This is a genomic window from Alkaliphilus peptidifermentans DSM 18978 (assembly GCF_900101495.1).
Lineage (GTDB): Bacteria > Bacillota > Clostridia > Peptostreptococcales > Natronincolaceae > Alkaliphilus_C > Alkaliphilus_C peptidifermentans.
Window position 1 is genome coordinate 84,830 of the sequence record NZ_FMUS01000003.1, and the last position, 18,485, is coordinate 103,314.

20 protein-coding genes and 1 tRNA gene are annotated in these 18,485 nt (G+C 32.1%); 16 read left to right on the plus strand and 5 right to left on the minus strand.

All coding sequences use genetic code 11. From position 1 onward, the window contains the following. Genes BLP68_RS03310 through BLP68_RS03335 form a run of 7 tightly spaced genes read left to right on the plus strand, consistent with a single transcriptional unit; the run spans position 1 to position 4,700 of the window. Positions 1-369 carry a response regulator gene (locus BLP68_RS03310; RefSeq protein WP_091539975.1) on the plus strand — a complete coding sequence of 123 codons (369 nt, stop codon included), beginning with the start codon at positions 1-3 and terminating at the stop codon, positions 367-369. A gap of 2 nt (positions 370-371) precedes the next feature. Continuing rightward, positions 372-1,058, plus strand: coding sequence for a response regulator (locus BLP68_RS03315; protein WP_091539979.1), 687 nt, complete (start codon positions 372-374; stop codon positions 1,056-1,058). Beyond that, positions 1,045-1,476 carry a potassium channel family protein gene (locus BLP68_RS03320; protein ID WP_091539983.1) on the plus strand — a complete coding sequence of 144 codons (432 nt, stop codon included), beginning with the start codon at positions 1,045-1,047 and terminating at the stop codon, positions 1,474-1,476. The genes BLP68_RS03315 and BLP68_RS03320 overlap by 14 nt, the downstream gene beginning before the upstream one ends. Positions 1,477-1,479: 3 nt before the next feature. After that, on the plus strand, positions 1,480-2,148 hold the full coding sequence (locus tag BLP68_RS03325; RefSeq protein ID WP_091539987.1) for a potassium channel family protein: 669 nt from the start codon (positions 1,480-1,482) through the stop codon (positions 2,146-2,148). 2 nt (positions 2,149-2,150) lie between these two features. Then, positions 2,151-3,632, plus strand: a complete 1,482-nt coding sequence (locus tag BLP68_RS03330) for a TrkH family potassium uptake protein (RefSeq protein WP_091539991.1) — start codon at positions 2,151-2,153, stop codon at positions 3,630-3,632. A gap of 13 nt (positions 3,633-3,645) precedes the next feature. Beyond that, positions 3,646-3,780, plus strand: coding sequence for a hypothetical protein (locus BLP68_RS22220; RefSeq protein WP_278278182.1), 135 nt, complete (start codon positions 3,646-3,648; stop codon positions 3,778-3,780). A 32-nt stretch (positions 3,781-3,812) separates the two neighbouring features. Further along, a complete protein-coding gene (locus BLP68_RS03335) occupies positions 3,813-4,700 on the plus strand; it encodes a fumarylacetoacetate hydrolase family protein (protein WP_091539994.1) in 888 nt (295 codons plus the stop codon). A gap of 239 nt (positions 4,701-4,939) precedes the next feature. On the opposite strand, the gene BLP68_RS03340 is transcribed toward BLP68_RS03335, so the two are convergent. After that, a complete protein-coding gene (locus BLP68_RS03340) occupies positions 4,940-5,842 on the minus strand; it encodes a [Fe-Fe] hydrogenase large subunit C-terminal domain-containing protein (RefSeq protein WP_330389052.1) in 903 nt (300 codons plus the stop codon). Next, a complete protein-coding gene (locus BLP68_RS03345; RefSeq protein WP_091539998.1) occupies positions 5,743-6,201 on the minus strand; it encodes a 4Fe-4S binding protein in 459 nt (152 codons plus the stop codon). Before BLP68_RS03345 ends, BLP68_RS03340 begins: the two co-directional genes overlap by 100 nt. Before the next feature lie 235 nt (positions 6,202-6,436). Between BLP68_RS03345 and BLP68_RS03350 the strand changes: the two genes are divergently transcribed. Both BLP68_RS03350 and pepF read left to right on the plus strand, forming a co-directional pair. Further along, positions 6,437-7,579, plus strand: a complete 1,143-nt coding sequence (locus BLP68_RS03350; protein ID WP_091539999.1) for a dicarboxylate/amino acid:cation symporter — start codon at positions 6,437-6,439, stop codon at positions 7,577-7,579. A 193-nt stretch (positions 7,580-7,772) separates the two neighbouring features. Further along, the gene (gene pepF / locus BLP68_RS03355; RefSeq protein WP_091540002.1) at positions 7,773-9,593 is read left to right on the plus strand and encodes an oligoendopeptidase F; all 1,821 of its coding nucleotides are present in this window, start codon (positions 7,773-7,775) and stop codon (positions 9,591-9,593) included. A gap of 96 nt (positions 9,594-9,689) precedes the next feature. Here the strand turns inward: pepF and BLP68_RS03360 are convergent, their stop codons facing one another. Beyond that, on the minus strand, positions 9,690-10,166 hold the full coding sequence (locus tag BLP68_RS03360; RefSeq protein WP_176758844.1) for an NUDIX domain-containing protein: 477 nt from the start codon (positions 10,164-10,166) through the stop codon (positions 9,690-9,692). 148 nt (positions 10,167-10,314) lie between these two features. Between BLP68_RS03360 and BLP68_RS03365 the strand changes: the two genes are divergently transcribed. From BLP68_RS03365 to BLP68_RS03375, 3 genes are all read left to right on the plus strand, one after another. Then, positions 10,315-10,941, plus strand: a complete 627-nt coding sequence (locus BLP68_RS03365) for a hypothetical protein (protein WP_091540006.1) — start codon at positions 10,315-10,317, stop codon at positions 10,939-10,941. A 112-nt stretch (positions 10,942-11,053) separates the two neighbouring features. After that, positions 11,054-12,325: an ATP-binding protein gene (locus BLP68_RS03370; RefSeq protein ID WP_091540009.1), complete on the plus strand. Its 1,272-nt coding sequence runs from the start codon at positions 11,054-11,056 to the stop codon at positions 12,323-12,325. A gap of 13 nt (positions 12,326-12,338) precedes the next feature. Continuing rightward, positions 12,339-13,238 carry a response regulator gene (locus BLP68_RS03375; RefSeq protein WP_091540012.1) on the plus strand — a complete coding sequence of 300 codons (900 nt, stop codon included), beginning with the start codon at positions 12,339-12,341 and terminating at the stop codon, positions 13,236-13,238. Between the two features lie 105 nt (positions 13,239-13,343). Here the strand turns inward: BLP68_RS03375 and BLP68_RS03380 are convergent, their stop codons facing one another. Beyond that, positions 13,344-14,150: an NAD(+)/NADH kinase gene (locus BLP68_RS03380; RefSeq protein WP_091540015.1), complete on the minus strand. Its 807-nt coding sequence runs from the start codon at positions 14,148-14,150 to the stop codon at positions 13,344-13,346. Positions 14,151-14,397: 247 nt separating this feature from the next. On the opposite strand from BLP68_RS03380, the gene BLP68_RS03385 reads away from it, so the two are divergent. Next, positions 14,398-15,315, plus strand: coding sequence for an RluA family pseudouridine synthase (locus BLP68_RS03385; RefSeq protein ID WP_091540016.1), 918 nt, complete (start codon positions 14,398-14,400; stop codon positions 15,313-15,315). Positions 15,316-15,405: 90 nt separating this feature from the next. On the opposite strand, the gene BLP68_RS03390 is transcribed toward BLP68_RS03385, so the two are convergent. Then, a tRNA-Ala gene (locus BLP68_RS03390) sits at positions 15,406-15,481 on the minus strand. Positions 15,482-15,799: 318 nt separating this feature from the next. Here BLP68_RS03390 and BLP68_RS21615 point away from each other — a divergent pair. From BLP68_RS21615 to BLP68_RS03400, 3 genes are all read left to right on the plus strand, one after another. Continuing rightward, positions 15,800-15,976, plus strand: a complete 177-nt coding sequence (locus BLP68_RS21615; protein WP_176758845.1) for a hypothetical protein — start codon at positions 15,800-15,802, stop codon at positions 15,974-15,976. Positions 15,977-16,047: 71 nt separating this feature from the next. Beyond that, positions 16,048-16,401 (plus strand): hypothetical protein, encoded by a 354-nt coding sequence (locus tag BLP68_RS03395; RefSeq protein WP_091540018.1) that lies wholly within the window; start codon positions 16,048-16,050, stop codon positions 16,399-16,401. A 159-nt stretch (positions 16,402-16,560) separates the two neighbouring features. Beyond that, a complete protein-coding gene (locus BLP68_RS03400; RefSeq protein WP_091540021.1) occupies positions 16,561-18,339 on the plus strand; it encodes an ATP-dependent metallopeptidase FtsH/Yme1/Tma family protein in 1,779 nt (592 codons plus the stop codon). The last annotated feature ends 146 nt before the right edge of the window (positions 18,340-18,485 follow it).

Consider the following 18,485-nt stretch of genomic DNA (forward strand, 5'->3'; position numbering starts at 1 on the left):
ATGAAAAAAGTTCTAATTGTTGAAGATGAAAAGAATATAATATTATCTTTAAAAATGCTACTAATGAAAGAGGGATATAAAATTGAAGTAGCAACTAATGGAATAGACGCTATAAAGCTAGCACAGGAAGCTTTACCTGATTTAATATTTTTAGATATTGTACTTCCTTACGTAAATGGATACTTGGTTTGTGAAGCATTACGGGAGGATCCAAATACTAAACATATACCAATAATCTTTACAAGTGCAAAAAACCAAGAAAAAGACATTCAAAGAGCCTTTGAGGTAGGTGGAAGTGATTATATTGTAAAACCTTTCACTCCGGCACAGATCAAAGAATTACTGATTAAATATCTTAAGGAGGAATAGAAATGAACAAAAAAATACTAATAGTAGATGATGAAAAAAACATAAGGTTAACCCTTAAGCAATGTCTGCAAAATGATGATTATGAGTTGGATACAGCAGTAAATGGAGAGGAAGCTGTTCCTAAGATACTAAATAATGAATATGATTTAGTGCTTCTTGATATTAAAATGCCCGGTTTAAATGGCATGGAGGTACTTAATAAATTAAGGGAAAAGAGTAATAAGGTAAATGTAATAATGATGACAGCCTATGGAACTATAGAAAATGCTGTAGAGGCTATGAAGATGGGTGCCATTGACTTTGTTAGTAAACCCTTTACACCCGAAGAAATAAGAGAAATGGTAACAAGAGTATTAAATAGAGAAAGCTTAAAGGAGGATAAACTTCAAACCTTTAAACAAATTATAGATTATGCTAAGAAATGTATTTTAACAAATGATATAAAAAAAGCTGAAGATTATTTGAAGAAAAGTATAATCTTAGATATAAATTCTCCTGAACCACACAACCTTCTAGGCGTAATAAATGAGTATAGAAATGAGATTAATCAAGCCCAAAAGCACTATAGAGCTGCTTTGGCTTTAGATCCAACCTATAAACCAGCAGATAAAAACCTTGAAAGAACAGCACAAATGAGATATACACAAGTAGGAATCAACATGGGAGGATTCAGTAATGAAGAAGAATAATGATGAATATATCATTATAGTTGGATGTGGTAGACTGGGGTCACACTTAGCTAGCCTTCTTTCAAAAACAAGAAGAAGTGTAGTAGTTATTGATAAAGAACAGCATGCATTCCACAGGCTTTCTGATGACTTTAGTGGATTTACAATCGAAGCAGATGCTATTGAGATAGATACACTACTAGAAGCAAAGATTAACAAGGCAGATGTATTAGTAGCTACAACTAATGATGACAATACAAATATTATGGTAGCACAAATTGCAAAAACAATTTATGGGGTACCAAAGGTTGTAGCAAGATTATTTGAACCTAGCAGAAAGATTGTTTATGAGGAACTCGATGTAGAAACCATAAGTCCTACAGTTCTCTCTTCTATAGCTTTTAAGAACATTATAGTAGGCTCAGAAATGGAGGATTAATAAATGAATATTATTATAGTTGGGGGAGGTAAAGAAGTTCATTTTCTTACCAAATCCTTTCTATCAAAGGGATATAGAGTAACAATTATTAATAAAGATGAGGAATATTGCAAAAAATTAGCAAGAATCCACGAAAGGGCAAATATTGTTCATGGTGATGGAACGAAACCATATATTTTAGAAGATTCTGGTGCAGCCTATTCTCAAATGGTTATAGCATTAACATCAAATGACCCCGATAACTTAGTCATTTGCCAAGTTGCCGAGAAAATGTTTAAGGTAATAAAAACCTTTGCTATTGTAAATGATCCAAGAAATATTGAGATATTTAAAAAGCTAGGAGTTGACACAGTAATAAGTACAGCTAATATTATATCATCTCTAATTGAGCAGAAAATTGCTGTAGATGATATTACTAATCTCATACCTATTGAAGAAGGTAAGGTATCTATAATGGAAATTGAAATAAGCAAAGGATATCCAGTTGTTGGTAATATTTTGAGTGATATAGCTTTTCCAAAGGAAGCAGTTGTTGGATGTATAATGCGCAATGGTATTGCAGTAATTCCTCGGGGGAATACAGAGGTAAAAGAAGAAGATAAATTAATTATATTATCATTACCAAATGTTCAGTCTGCTGTATTAAGGGTTATAAGAGGAAGGACTGATTAGAAATGATATATATACAACAATTAAGGGAAAGATATCAGTTAACTATAGGGTACCTAGGTACGATAGTTATTGGAATAGGTATAGCTCTATTAATCCCCCTTTTAATAGTACCTATTTATAAAGGTGAAGTAGAACAGATTAAGTATTTTTTAATACCATCAGTTTTTTCAATAGTACTAGGTTATATAATAAGAAAAGCAAATTTAGATAAAGAGGCTACTTTAACTCTACATGAAGGAGGCGTTATAGTTGTTTTTGCATGGTTTATTACTATAATAATATCAGCTACGCCTTTTATCCTATCTGGACAACTTAACTTTACCCAAGCAATGTTTGAATCTGTTAGTGGATGGACAACTACAGGATTATCAGTTGTTGATGTCACTAAAACACCGAATACTTTTTTATTATGGAGAAGTATAATGCAATTTTTAGGAGGGGCTGGACTTGCTGTTGTAATGCTTTCTGCAATAATTGGCCCCCATGGATTAGGTTTATATAATGCTGAAGGCCGTTCTGATAAATTGTTACCTGATGTTGCAAAGTCAACAAAATTAATTATGACTATTTATCTAAGCTATATAGTTGCAGGTATAGTTCTATATATTATAGCAGGAATGAACTGGTTTGACGCTATAAATCATGCAATAGCAGCTTTATCTACTGGAGGATTTTCAACAAAGGTAGATAGCATTGGTGAATTTAATAGTGTTGCTATTGAACTTATAACAATAGTACTAATGTTTTTAGGAACCATTAACTTTGCAGCACATTTTTTACTTTTGAAGGGTGAAATTAAGAGATTCTTTAAAATTGGTGAAATACGATTTATGTTTTTTATTTTATCCTTAGCAATTCCAATCACTATAGTTATTGCCCTTCTAGGAATCTATAACACATTAGGTAAAACAATTAGAGTAGGAGTTTTTGAACTAGTATCTGCTCTATCTACTACAGGCTTTTCAACTGTTGGATATGAAGGCTGGCCTAGCTTCGCTATATTTATAATGATAGCGCTTATGATAATAGGAGGAGGTGCTGGCTCAACAGCTGGCGGATTGAAGCAATACAGAGTATATATAATGTTAAAGTCTTTAATTTGGAATTTAAAAGGCTATCTAGTGCCTAGAAACACTGTAAGGCAGGAGTATGTCATCAGACCAGAAGGGAAGTACTATGTTCCTAAAAAACATATAGTTGAAATTACTGCATTTGCTACTATATATTTTATAGTCTATGTTATTGGAGTGTTAATAATGTTAGCTTATGGATTCCCATTACAAGAATCAATGTTTGAGTTTGCATCTACTTTAGGCACAGTTGGTTTATCTGTGGGAATAACATCACCTGATACTCCTGTGTTAATTTTGTGGTCACAGATTTTAGGTATGATGTTAGGAAGGCTAGAGTTCTTTGTATTCTTTTTTGCTGGTGTTAAGATTATTAGAGACACTAAATTGATGGCAACAAGTTTTAAAAGATAATGGGGGAATATAAGTGCTAATTAAAAGCTACGAAATTAAAAGAGGGAACTTGTTTTATAGAGAAGATAAGGAATTTATATCAATTTTTCAAGAAATAAGATGGATATTAAAAATGAGATTAAAAGGATTTAAAGTAAAAAAATTGTAAAACAAATAGTTAAATAATATAGAGGTGAAACCATGAGATTTGTAACTTTTATTCAAAATAACAAGGAAAAAGTAGGAGTTCATGTAGATAATGATTTAATACTTGACCTATCATTAATTGATGGGATTAAGTCATCAGCTAATATGCTTGAATTCATTTCTGGCTTTAATCAAGAGATATTAGAAATAATCAATTGGTTTTTAGAGGAAGAAAACACAAGCAGTTATATTAAGGCTGAGGATATAAAAGTTATAAGTCCAATTCCTAAGCCATTACGTAATATAATTTGTTTAGGATTGAACTATCATGACCATGTACTGGAATCGCAACAATTTAAGGGTAATAACTTTACTATACCCGATGCACCGGTATATTTCAGTAAAATGGCAGCATATTCAATTGGCTCTGGCGAGGAAATAATAAGTTATAAAGAACTAACTAACCAGCTTGATTACGAGGTTGAATTGGCAGTTATTATTGGAAAGGACGGAAGTAATATTCCAATAGAAAGGGCAGATGAATATATATTTGGATATAGCATACTGAATGATGTAACAGCACGAGATTTACAAAAAAAGCATACCCAGTGGTTAAAGGGAAAAAGCCTTGATACATTCAGCGTACTGGGGCCATGCATTACCCATAAAAGTGCTATTCCTTTTCCCCTTCAGTTAAATCTGGAAACCACTGTAAATGGTGAGTTAAGGCAAAGCTCCAATACCAATAAGCTTATTTTTGATATTCCCCACATTATAAACGACCTATCAAAAGGAATTACATTAAAGGCAGGAGATATTATTGCTACAGGAACACCAGCGGGAGTGGGAATGGGATTTCAGCCCCCAAAATTCTTAAAATCTGGCGATATAATAAGCTGTACCATAGAAAAAATTGGTACATTAACTAATACAGTAAAATAATTGAACACAACAAAAAACCAGCATAGGTATCATATCAGTGTGAACCAGCTGGTTTTTTGTTGTGTTATATTTTTATATTTTGATCTCTATAAATTTATTATCTTTTCAATTTTAATTCTTAATTTTTATCTTTTAGTTCTTTTGGACTTTTTATTACTTATTTATTTCATCCAACATTCAACATTCAACATTCAATTCTTAACTCTTAACTCTTAACTCATAACTCTCAACTCATAACTCTATTTTTCCTTCGTGTCTTCCTTCTCAGATGAAATTTGATTTTTTAGTATAACTATACAATCATCCATACTGGCATAACCCAGTACAATATCCTCTGCCAAGGCTCTACAGCGAGGTGCTCCACAGGCTCCACAATCTATATTTGGTAGAGAAGGAAGAACCTTTTCGATTTGCTCCATTTTTTTTATTGCTTCAGAAAGATTATCATCCAACTTAGTTACTTGTATAGGTGCAAGTGATTCAGTTAATTGATAATTTTCAAAGGATTGTATAGCTTTAGGTTCATAACCATAGTGGGCTTCTACAAGCTTTCTAATACGGTTTCTTGCAACAAATGAATTTTCAATGGTTAAACTACCTCCAACGCAACCATTAGTACAGGCATGACACTCTAAAAAGGTTAGGTCTCTAATTTTATGATATTCTATTTCCTCCAGTACACTTATTACATTTTGTATACCATCAACAGCTAGATATTCCTTTAAGCCTAAAGCTTGACTTTGGCCACCAGTTCTTGCCCAACCAATTCCTTTGCCAGAAGGATAAAAATCCTTATGGGTTGTTTGGTCTTTGTCTAGATTTTTACTAACCTCTAAAAAAACATCCTTTACAGATAGCGTTCCACTTACGTGGGACTTTTTTATTCCTACAGGTTTTTGAAAGCTATAGATTCTAGCAGGGCAAGGTGTAATATAATATACACCTATATCTTCTTCCTTTAATCCATGAGTAGTTTTAGCATTTTCACGGGCTAAATGGGCTGATATTTCCACAGGTGAATCTATCGGTAATATATGTTCAATCAAACTAGGATATCTAACCTGTATAAGTCTAACAATGGTAGGACATGCTGATGATATAATAGGTCTTTTAAACCCATTATCAACTTGTTTTTTGTAAATTCAGTTATAATATCTGCGCCCTTTGAAGTTTCAAAATAATCATTAAAGCCCATATTAAGTATACTACGAATAATTTGTGAAGGGGTAATACCTTCAATAAATTGTCCGTATAGGACTGGGTCTATTAGGGCAATTCTATATTTGAAGTTGTTGATGGTCTTTAAATCATCTGTAATACCGAATCTCGCATGGCGTGGACATACTTGAATACATTGACCACAATTGATGCAACGTTCTTTAATAATTTTAGATTGACCATTTTTAACCCTAATGGCTTCTGTTGGACAATGCTTAATACAATTAGTACATCCGACACATTTAGAGGGATCCAAAGCAATTGCATGGATTAATGAATGCATAATGATTCCTCCCAAAGATAATAATATATATATTCTACTATATCAATTATATAATAAAATCACAATCAACAAAAATAATTATTATTAAAACATTATAATTATTTGCAATTTTTCTACATTAGTTTTATAAGAAATATTATATATAAAAATTAAATAAACTATTGAAGCTGTCACCAATTTTGTTTAAAATTAGTAATGTTGACGTCAAACATATAACATGAGGAGGAAAAAACAAATGAAAAAATTTGGATTATTACCTAAACTACTAATAGGTATTGTATTAGGTATTATTATTGGTTCTACAGGAATAGAATGGTTAACAAGAATTTTTGTTACCTTTAGTGGTATATTTGGAAATTTTCTAGGATATATCATACCTTTACTTATTATAGGTTTTGTTGCACCTGGTATTGCTGAGCTTGGACAAAAAGCAGGAAAGCTTCTAGGAATCACTGCAGGGATTGCCTATCTATCAACAATTTCTGCTGGAATATTAGCCTTTGTTGTTTCTGCTTTAATTTTACCAGGAATTATTGCTGGTGGTGATGTAGCAGGAGGTGGACAAACCATTTCAGCTTTTTTTGAAATACAGATGCTGCCAATTATGGGAGTAATGACAGCCTTAGTTACAGCCTTTTTACTTGGTTTAGGAATGGCAGCAATAAAGGAAAAAACTATTTTTAACTTTATGCGTGAATTCCAAGAAATTATCAATAAAGTAATAGTGAATATAATCATTCCTTTATTACCACTACACATTCTAGGAATTTTTGCAAGAATGGCTTATACTGGTGAAGTTGCTAGAACACTGGCGGTATTTAGTAGAGTAATAATATTAGTTTTAGGGGTTCATTTAGCCTTTATTTTAATTCAGTATCTTATTGCAGGTGCTTTTACTGGTATAAACCCATTTGCGGCAATAAAAAACATGATTCCTGCGTATTTTACAGCGATAGGAACACAATCTTCAGCTGCTACTATTCCAGTTACAGTTCGTACTACAAAGCTTAATGGAGTAACCGATGAAGTAGCAGATTTTGCGGTACCTCTTTGTGCAACCATACATCTTGCTGGAAGTACAATTACCTTAACAATATGTGCTTTAGCTGTTATGGCATTAGAAGGCTCAATAGCAGGATTTTCCACAGTGCTTCCCTTCATTATGATGCTGGGTGTTACAATGGTTGCAGCCCCAGGTGTCCCAGGAGGAGCAATAATGGCGGCTTTAGGCTTACTTGAGACTATGCTTGGCTTTAATGAGCCTCAACTGGCATTAATGATGGCAATATATATTGCTCAGGATAGCTTTGGAACAGCTGCCAACGTTACAGGTGATGGAGCGATTGCTTTAATAGTAAATAAGATTGCAAGAAGATAAACAAAATTAACAATATTAAAGGAGGCAGAAATGCCTTCTTTTTTTGATGAATAGGATAATTGATGCAGAACTCAATTGCTTTTATTATTGAATATGTGATACTAATAAAGGGAATAAGAAATTTATGTAAAATATATTTAATATATATTTTATAGGGGTAATAAACTAATGTAAGAGAAAGGTGGCAAAAGAGATGAGAGAAGATAAAAAAAGCTCTAAAAAAATACTAGAGAGAGAAGATATCGATATCGCATATAAATGGGATATAGAAAAGATTTACAAAGATGATGAAGAGTGGGAACAGGATTTCAAGAAAGCAAAGGAACTGACAAATGATTTTGTACAATATCAGGGGAAGCTGAATGATTCAAAGAAGCTTTTGCAGGCATTACAGCTATATGAAGGCTTATTACAAAAAGTCTATAAGCTTTATACCTATGGAAAAATGAGACGAGATGAAAATAATCAAAATCCTAAATATCAAGCATTAACCGATAGAGCTCAGAGCTTACATATAGAAGTAGAGAGTGCCATATCCTTCTTCACTCCAGAATTACTCCAGATAAATGAAGAGGAAATAGAAAAATTCTTAAATGAAGAGGAAGGTTTGAAAAAATATCATCAATTCTTGATGGAAACACTGAGAAATAAACCACATGTTCTATCAGTTCAAGAAGAGAAGATAATTGCTCAAGCCGGTGACTTAGCCCAGGCTTCTGAGAACATATATGATATGTTAAATGATGCTGATATGAGGTTTCCTGAAATAGCAGATGAAAAGGGAGAAATAGTTGAATTGACAGCTGGCAATTTCACTCATCTAATGGAGAGTAAAAATAGAGAGGTACGAAAGACTGCCTTCTATCAGTTTTATGGCACATATTCAAAATATAAAAATACACTTGCAGCAACCTTCAACGCTAATTTAAAAAAGGATGGATTTTATGCTAAGGTAAGAAAGCATAACTCATCATTGGAGGCTAGTTTATTTGAAAGTAACATACCAGTAGAGGTTTATGATAAACTAATAGAAGCGGTTAATGAAAACCTCCACCTAATGCATCGTTATATGGCAATCAGGGAAAAAATGCTTAAGATTGATGATTTACATATGTATGATATATATACACCTATAGTGGAAGGGGTGGATATAAAAATTACCTACCAGGAAGCAAAAGATATGGTAATGGAAGGTCTAGCAGCTTTGGGAGAGGAATACTGCAATACTATAAAGTTCGCCTTCGATAATCGATGGGTAGATGTATATGAAAATAAAGGGAAGTCCAGTGGAGCATATTCTTGGGGTACCTATGATTCATATCCCTTTATACTTATGAACTATAAAGATAATGTGGATAATTTATTTACATTAGCTCATGAAATGGGACACTCTATTCATAGCTATTATACCGTTTTAAATCAACCCTTTATTTATTCAAACTATAAAATATTTGTAGCAGAGGTGGCATCAACTGTTAATGAAGCTCTATTAATGGACTATATGATTAGTAAAAATGAAGATAAAAAGGTGAAAATGTATTACATTAATCATTTTTTAGAGCAATTTAGAACAACTATGTTTAGACAAACAATGTTTGCAGAGTTTGAAAAAATAACCCATGAAATGGTGGCAAAAGGGGATGCTTTAACAGCAGAAAAGCTATGTGAGATATACTATGAACTAAACAGAAAATATTATGGTAGTGATATGACTATAAATAAAGAAATAGAAATTGAATGGGCTAGAATTCCACATTTTTATAGGAGCTTCTATGTATATCAGTATGCAACAGGTTTTTCTGCGGCTATAGCTCTTTCTAAGCAAATAAAGCAGGATGGGGAAAAAGCTGTAGATTCATATTTAAAGTTTTTAAAGAGTGGAAGTATAGATTATCCTATTAATTTATTGAAAAATGCTGGGGTTGATATGACCAGTAAAAAGCCTGTGGAAATGGCATTAAAGGTTTTTGCAGATTTGCTAGATGAGATGGAAAAGTTGGTTGAGGAGAATTAGAATAGAAATACAAATAAGCAATGAAAAATCCAAACCCCTTATGAGGCAAGCTACCTATAATAAGGGGCTAGATTCTTTTGGAGTATTATTTCATGGCTATAGGTAAAGCGTTAATTTACTATTATCATTTGTATAGGGTTCTTGAGAGGTTACTTTTTGCAAGTTATTTAACTTGCTTTCATGGTGCTGTTGAATTAGAATCTTGGTGAGGGGAATTATATTTTCCATTCTAACAACTTCCTTGTATGTGAAAAATTCAACTGCACTATTTTCAAAGCCATCAGATGTTGGATTTCCACAATTATAGGTTAGAAGGAAGACTATATAGCAATCTAGTGATTTGGTGCTTCTCTGACGAGAACGTACAGCTACTATATTGGTGGCGGTAGTGCTGACACCTGTTTCTTCATATACTTCCCTTTCAACGGCTTTATGCAAGTGTTCACCAGAATTCACATGACCACCAGGAATAATCCACATATTATTATACTCACCGTATGAATGCCGTACTAGTAAATATCCATTATTGTAATAAAGTAAGCCCCCAACACCGATAAAATTTGAATTCTTCATAGGATAACACCCTTTCATATTAAGTTTAGCATATCAAATTTAAACTGTTTTATGAATAATATACATCTTTATTTTATTGTTTAATCAATGAAAATTTTAACGAGACATCAAACTTCCGGCTTTTATATTATAAAAAGAGGTGATATTTATGATGAATGAACTTATAAAGCTAATAGAAGGCTATAGTATTGAAGACCTTTTGTTGATTGATATGGAGTCAATAAATTGGGTGTGGATAAACGAAGAAATTTTCTCGGATATTATAAATAATATTTCTGAACTTAACGATTATCAAGAATCAGATTTAGAAACCCTAGTAAGCTCTATTGATAAAAATAGATTTATTAATTCTATTCGCAATAAAATGAAGCAGAAAGGTTGGTTGGAGGTAAATCAGTTTTTTTTCACTGAAATTGATAAGGAGTTTATTCCAACCACTGATATCGAGACGTATGTTTTTGTTAACAGAAAATATTTTATTTCAAGAATGAATAAAATTACTTCGGAAATGGAGTGGGTTTTCAAGGCAATGGCCATTGATACATTCCAGCACTTGCTATCAGAAGAAAGTCTGACAAAGATTTACGATGAATATTTTAGTAATAACTACATGCTAATAGAAGATCTATTGGTAAAGGAAGAATATTGTCTTAATCAAGGTAAGTGGCATTATTATAAGAATAATGGAACATTAGTATTTTATAAGAATAGCAAAAAACATAGGCAATGGTCTGAAGGTAGCACTATTTCCACTTATAATGAGCTTAATAGATAAAATTATTAAAAATATACCAGAAGATTTTTATATAAATGAAATTTGATTAAAAAATAACAAAAATATTATATAATAGAATTAATTGTATAATCATTATTAGAGGGGGGATTACTTGATTAAAATCAACTCTAAAGCAAAGCAAATGCTTACTATTTGTTTTGTAACAACATTTATGGGACAGATATATTTAAATCCCTTTAGTAGTGATTTCCGTTTTTCCTTAAGTGTAGTGGCATTTTCGTTATTTATTTTTTGGTATAAGGAGCTTAGCATTATCCATACCTCCTTTTTTACTGGGGTATTCTTATTGATTTTTAGAGTATTTATTGAATTCCTCCAAAATCCTTCTACCAGCATAATAGGAGACTTAGTATTAGTACATTATCCAGTTATAATTTATTATACTTTTTTTGGGATTTTCTTAAGCATTTCAGGATATAGATTATTACAAGAAAAAAAAATTATGTTTATTGCATTATTAACCATGTCAGACGGTTTATCAAATATCGTCGAATTACTGATACGAATGGAATCTTTACATAATTTCACAGTAGTTTTTTTTGTTGGATTTATAAGGAGCTTTATTACTATACTTATAATTGAAGTCGTAAAGTATTATGAAATGCTTCTAATGAAGGAGCAGCACGAAGAGAGATATAAGCAATTGGTGCTTATAACATCAAATTTAAAATCAGAAGTATTCTTTTTGAAGAAATCTATGGATGACATAGAAAATGCAATGGAGAAAAGCTATCAACTATATCAGGATATTAAAATCCAAAATAGTGATGAAAAAAATGAACTTAGCTTTATGGCATTATCAATTGCACGTGATATACATGAAATAAAGAAGGATTATTTAAGGCTGACAGCAGGGCTAGAAAACATGCTGCCAGAAATAGGGTCACATGAAGGTATGCTTCTTGAGGACATTTTTAGTATTATTGAACCTAGCTTCGAGAAGAACATTCAGCTTATGAAAAAAGATATAAACATAGATTACCTTTGTAATGAAAATATTATGATAAACAACTCATACGAACTGATTTCAATCATAAATAATCTTATTACTAATTCCATTGAAGCAATACCTATAAAAGGAATTATTATAGTTAAGGGCGAAATAGTTGGACAAGAACTAGTGATAACGGTAAAAGACAATGGAGAAGGTATTTTACCAGATAACTATAGCATTGTTTTTGAGCCGGGCTTTACTACAAAATTTGATCAAGGCACAGGTAAGATGAGCTCGGGAATAGGATTAACACATGTTACTTATCTTGTAGTAAATCAATTCAAAGGGAAAATTGAGCTTACCAAAGAGAAGGATCATATCAATTCCTATACAGTCTTTACTATAAGGATACCTATGAAAAATATTTGATGGAGGATGATTTATGGATCTAAATATTTATATTATTGATGATGATATTAGTATAAGACAAATCCTTAAGAACATTATCCTTTCAAAAAAATTAGGGAATATTATTGGTGAAAGCGATGAAGGTGAAGATGGCCTAAATAAGATATTTTTAAGTAAGCCAAATATAGTAATAGTTGACTTGCTGCTTCCAAATCTTGATGGTATAGAATTAATTGAAAGAGCGAGGGAAATTAATCAGCAGATGCTCTTTATTATGATTTCTCAGGTTAGCTCTAAGGAAATGGTAGCTAGAGCCTACGAAAGTGGAATTGAATATTTCATTAATAAACCCATCAATGTAAATGAAGTAGAATCGGTTATGAAGAAGGTAATAGAGAAGTATAAGCTAACAGAAACCTTGAGACATTTTGAAAGTGCCTTTAAGCTATTAAAGGATATGAACAATAATCAAATGATGGACAACACTAAGCAATCAATTAAAGAGCCTGTTAAACTTATATTATCTCAACTGGGAATACTGGGGGAAGCCGGTAGTAAAGATATTATTGAGATTGTGTATATGCTTTCAAACAATAGAATACATAAAAATGAGAGCTTAACAACTTATAAAACCTCAGATATATATAAGCTATTATGTGATTACTATTGTAATAATTATAATCAAATGGAATGTAGCGAAAAAGCAATTGAACAAAGGGTAAGAAGGTCAATAGGAAAGGCATTACGAAATATTGCTAGCCTAGGATTAGAAGACTATGGAGATTTTACCTTCTCTACTTATTCAAATACATTATTTGATTTTCAAGAAGTACGAATGGAAATGGAATACTTAAAGGAAAAAAGCAAATATCGTGGAAAAATAAATGTAAAAAAATTCTTGGAAGGAATTATATTATTTGCAAACCAAGCTTAATTTACCAATTAAGACCTACTTGATACTATATAATATTTCTAAGTAAAATATTATAAAAATACCCCTTAGGCATAAGGAATAAATCCTGCCCTCTAAGGGGTATTTCTATAAAAACTTATCAATTACCTTTCCCCAAAATTCAAAGCCTTTTAACCTTAGCATTCGAACATTCAGCTCAGATAAATTGAGGGAGATTTCAGTGATACTGTTATATCGATGCTCCATTCCGTCACTTACAAGTACAATGGCATCTTCAAAGCGATACTCCGGATTAACTTTAATAGTGGCTTCATGGGGTAATATAACACTGGAAGTAAAGGACCTATACGCATTTGTATTTATTGGGGCAAGTGGAGTTACTTGTAGCACATTTAACCTAGGATCAACAATACTTCCTCCGATAGAGTAGTTATATGCAGTACTTCCAGTTGAGGTTGAAACCAATATTCCATCACCACTAAAACGTTGAATAAGTTGATCATCTACAGAAATATCAAGATGAACTGTTCGCGATTTATCACCTTTAATAACAATTTCATTTAAACCAAATGCGTTAATACAATCAGTCCTTGTGCAAATAACAGCTTCAATAGGATTTATATTATGTATAAAATAATCTTCCTTTATATATCGATCTAAAAAATTATCTATTTCATCAGGATTAATTTCCGCTAAAAATCCAAGGTGTCCTGTATTGATTCCTACAATTGGAATGTCTGGGAAGTCATACTGATGAAGTGCTCTCAAAAAAGATCCATCTCCACCGATACAAATAGTAAGCTCTGCTGTATAGTCAAAAACATCACTAATATGATAACCTAGCTTTTTCAACTTGTTTTCTAGATATTGGGATGTTTCAACAGAAAATGTTGATTCGTTATTAACAATATTAATAATCTTATTGAAATCCATGACCATTCTCCTTTAATGCTTTTGAATTATGACTTATTTACCTACATAAATAATTTATTAGTGGTTTTCAGAGTATACTAATAAAAAGCTACTCTATTTAATATATACCACAGATACACATTCTATAAAACTAGTAAAATTCCTTTCCCAATTTTTAATTGTTTTAAAACTCATGAAATACTTTTGTTCTTGATATAGTAAATATTTCATAATATAATAGCAATGCAAAAGAAAAAGAGGTGAAAAAATGCTTATAAAAGATTTGCAGACTGAAACCCTTATGGTGTACCAAGCAGAAGAGGATGACGAAGGAAAGCCAATTAAGCAAATCCTTAAAAATAAAATGGACTTTTCTAGTCGACTTTTAACAAAGCTTAAAAAGGAAAAAAATATTCTGATAAACAATTCTTATGCAAAGTACCATGAAATAGTTAAAGATAAGGACATAATAACTATTGATATGGAGGAGCCAGAAAATCAATTTATACCTCAAGACATCCCATTTAGTATTGTATATGAGGATGTTGATGTAATTATTATAAACAAACAGCCAGGAATTGTGTCTCATCCAACAAAAAGTCATTCTAAATATACTATTGCCAATGCTGCTGCTTATTATTTGCAAAAACAGGGAAAAAAATGCAGAATTCGCTTCGCAAATCGCTTGGATATGGACACCTCAGGGCTATTAATTATTGCTAAAAATCCTTATGCCCATCATGTGATTTCTCAAATGATGGCAGAAGATAGGATTCAAAAAAAATATATTACCTTTGTGGAAGGGTTAGTGAATAATGATGAAGGAATAATAGAAGAACCTATTTATAGGCCAACTGATGATTCCATTCGAAGAATAGTTGATAATCGAGGACAATATTCCCTTACAAAATATAAAGTGATAAACAGATTCAAAAATGCTACCATGCTGGAGGTAGAGCTTCTGACCGGTAGAACCCATCAAATACGTGTTCATCTGCATCATTTAGGACACCCCATAATAGGGGATACACTATATGGTGAGGAAGCTGGACAAATGATAGAGAGACAAGCTTTACACGCTGCATACTTAAAACTGTATCAACCTAGATATAAAAACCAACTGGAGGTAGTAGCAGAGCTACCTATGGATCTTAAGGAATTGCAAAGGAGGCTAAGTACTATATAGAATATAAGACTTTAGCGTTACCTTTACACTTATAGAAAGGCATAAAAACAAGCAGGGTACAATTACCCTGCTTTCTTGTATTTCCAATATTGGTGGAGCATAGCGGACTTGAACCGCTGACCTCTTGACTGCCAGTCAAGCGTTCTCCCAGCTGAACTAATGCCCCATAAATTCTTGCAATATCATTACCATGTAGATATTATTATATTATAAATATATTTTTTTGTAAATTAAAATTTATTTAAAACTAAATCCTTAATTAAAAAAAATTTGTAATTTAGGAAGGATTTTACTTTTCAATATAGAATAGTTATATCACTTTCACATATCGTTAACTGTTAAGCAATAATAATATCATTCTAAGGAATTTTATTCTTCTGGGTAAACAATATGTAAAAATTATACAATATAGCAGAATATTTTACATAATTCTTGGATATATTTACTTAAGAAGTGTTATTCTTTAGAATGAGGGGGAAGATCAATGTTAAATACCGAAGAATTTAATAAGGAATTAGAATTACAGGTAATAAAAGAAGAGCTCATAGAAGTATCGCAGCTATTCATTGAGTTATTGGAAAGATATCTTGATAAGGGACTGATTGATGAGCAAAGCTTTCAACATTTAATTAAACATAAAAAGGAGTTTATGCAACAATAATAAACATTACACAATTTTGGAGTATGGGCATACAATATATTATTGATTGATTAATGTAGGAGTGTATGCTTATGACAGAAATAGATTGGGTTACTGCTGACTTTTTAGCTACTTTCTATGGAGCAGTTTTTATTACCAACATTATTACACACTTTATTAAAGACTATATGCCGGAGGGGCTTGATAAAAAGATAATAACTCTGTTTGTTGCAATATTTGTTACACTGGCTAACCGTCTTATATATGCAGGAATTAGTATTAGCAATGTATATATTAGCATTATTAATTCATTCCTTGTAGCTGCTGCAGCAATAGGCAACTACGATATAATTATAAGCAAAATGAAAAAAAGAGAATTATTAGATCAAAATAAATTAGCCCCAAAAAAAGAAGTTAGCTCTAATATTAATTTAAATGAAAAGTAAGAATTAATAAAGCCAAGGGCTTTATTTTTTTTTGAATTTATGTTAATATATTATGTAAACCACGCTTCTGTTTGTATGCTCAAAATTATACATAGGCTAACCAATTAAATAATAAATCAGAGGTTAGTCTGAGATGCAAAATAGAAGGGGGTATTTCGAATGAAAACCTTAACAAAGAATAAGAAGTTAATTATAGCTACGGTTATAGTAATTATGGTATGTGTAGCGATATATGGAGCATATAGTTTTTTTAATAGGCCTGATCAAATTAAAATTACCTATAGTGATTTTATAGATAAGGTGGAGTCAGGGGAAGTATCAGAAGTATATTTATATGATGGACCACAATTACAGGGTCTACTAATTAATGGCGAAAGATTTACAACCGATAACCCTAGAATTGATAATTTAAAAGAAATGCTATTAATAAATTCTGTTGAGGTAGTTGAGGTTAATGAACAATACACAATAGGACAAGTTGTTACCTTTATTATACTCATTGGTGTCTTTATAGGCTTAGCTATATTTCTTTCACGTAATAATGGAAGACAAGCATCCAAAGAATATGATAAAATGTCTTCAATTGAGTTTTCAACAGAAAAGGAGCAACAGCTTACATTTAGCTCAGTAGCTGGTAATGATGAAGCTAAAGATAGCTTGATGGAGTTAGTTGATTTTCTAAAAAATCCTGATAAATATCAACGCTATGGAGCAAGAATGCCTAAGGGGGTTATTTTGTACGGACCTCCAGGGACAGGTAAAACTTTAATGGCAAAGGCCCTTGCCAGTGAGGCAAAGGTAGATTTTATGGCGGTTTCAGGCTCTGACTTTGTTCAAATATATGCAGGTTTAGGAGCAGCCAGAATTAGAAGCTTATTTAAGAGTGCAAGAGAAAAAAGAAAATGTGTTATATTTATAGATGAAATAGATGCTATTGGTAAGAAAAGGGATCGTGGTGGTTTAGGGGGCAGTGATGAATCTGATAGAACATTAAATGCTCTTCTTACTGAAATGTCTGGGTTTAAAGGAAGTGAAGGGATTATTATATTGGCAGCTACTAACCGTGTAGATACCTTAGATGATGCCCTACTAAGACCTGGAAGATTTGATAGACAAATTGAAGTAGGTTTACCAGACTTTAAAGCTCGTAAGGAAATATTAAAGCTTTATACTGAGAATAGACCAATAGCACCAACCATTGATTTGAGCCAACTGGCTCAGCAAACAGTATACTTTAGTGGTGCCAAGCTGGAAAGCTTGATGAATGAAGCAGCTATTTATGCAGCAAGGGAAAACGCTGAAAGTATATCTGATACTCATATTGATAAAGCCTTTTATACTGTAATTGCAGGAGAAGAAAAGAAGGATAGAAGTCAAATAGCTCATCAGGATCGTAAAATTACAGCCTTCCATGAGGCCGGGCATACCGTTGCAACTAAGCTATTGGCTCCACAAAATAAGGTGACAAAGGTTACTATTATACCAAGCACCAAGGGAGCGGGAGGGTTTAGCATGAATATTCCTCCAGATAAGATGTTCCACACAAAGATGGACATGTTAAATAATATTAAAATATCATTGGCAGGACGAGTAGTAGAAGAGATTATCTTCGGTAAAGACAATATTACTACAGGTGCAAGTAATGATATTCAAAAAGCTACAGAAACTCTAATGATGATGATCAAACATTTTGGAATGAGTGAAAAAATGGGAATGCTTAATTACGAAATGCTTCTAGGGCAGCAAACTGCTGATGGTAATTTAGTAAAGGAATGCAACCAAAGCATGGAAACATTATATAATGAAACAAAACAGTTGATTAATGATAATATAGACTTGGTAAATGATATAGCAAACCAACTGTTATTAAAGGAAACTTTAAAGGAAGATCAGATAGATATAATTGTACAGGAATGTATAGCCAAAAGAACCCATTAAGGGTTCTTAGACTGATGAAAAACCCCCATCTTCTTCGTTGCTTCGAAAACCTAGCACCCTTACGTATTACGTATACGCTGCAGTCGCTAGGTTTTCTTGCATCTTGAATCTGCGGTTTTTTGATCAGTCTGCATTTTGATGACTTT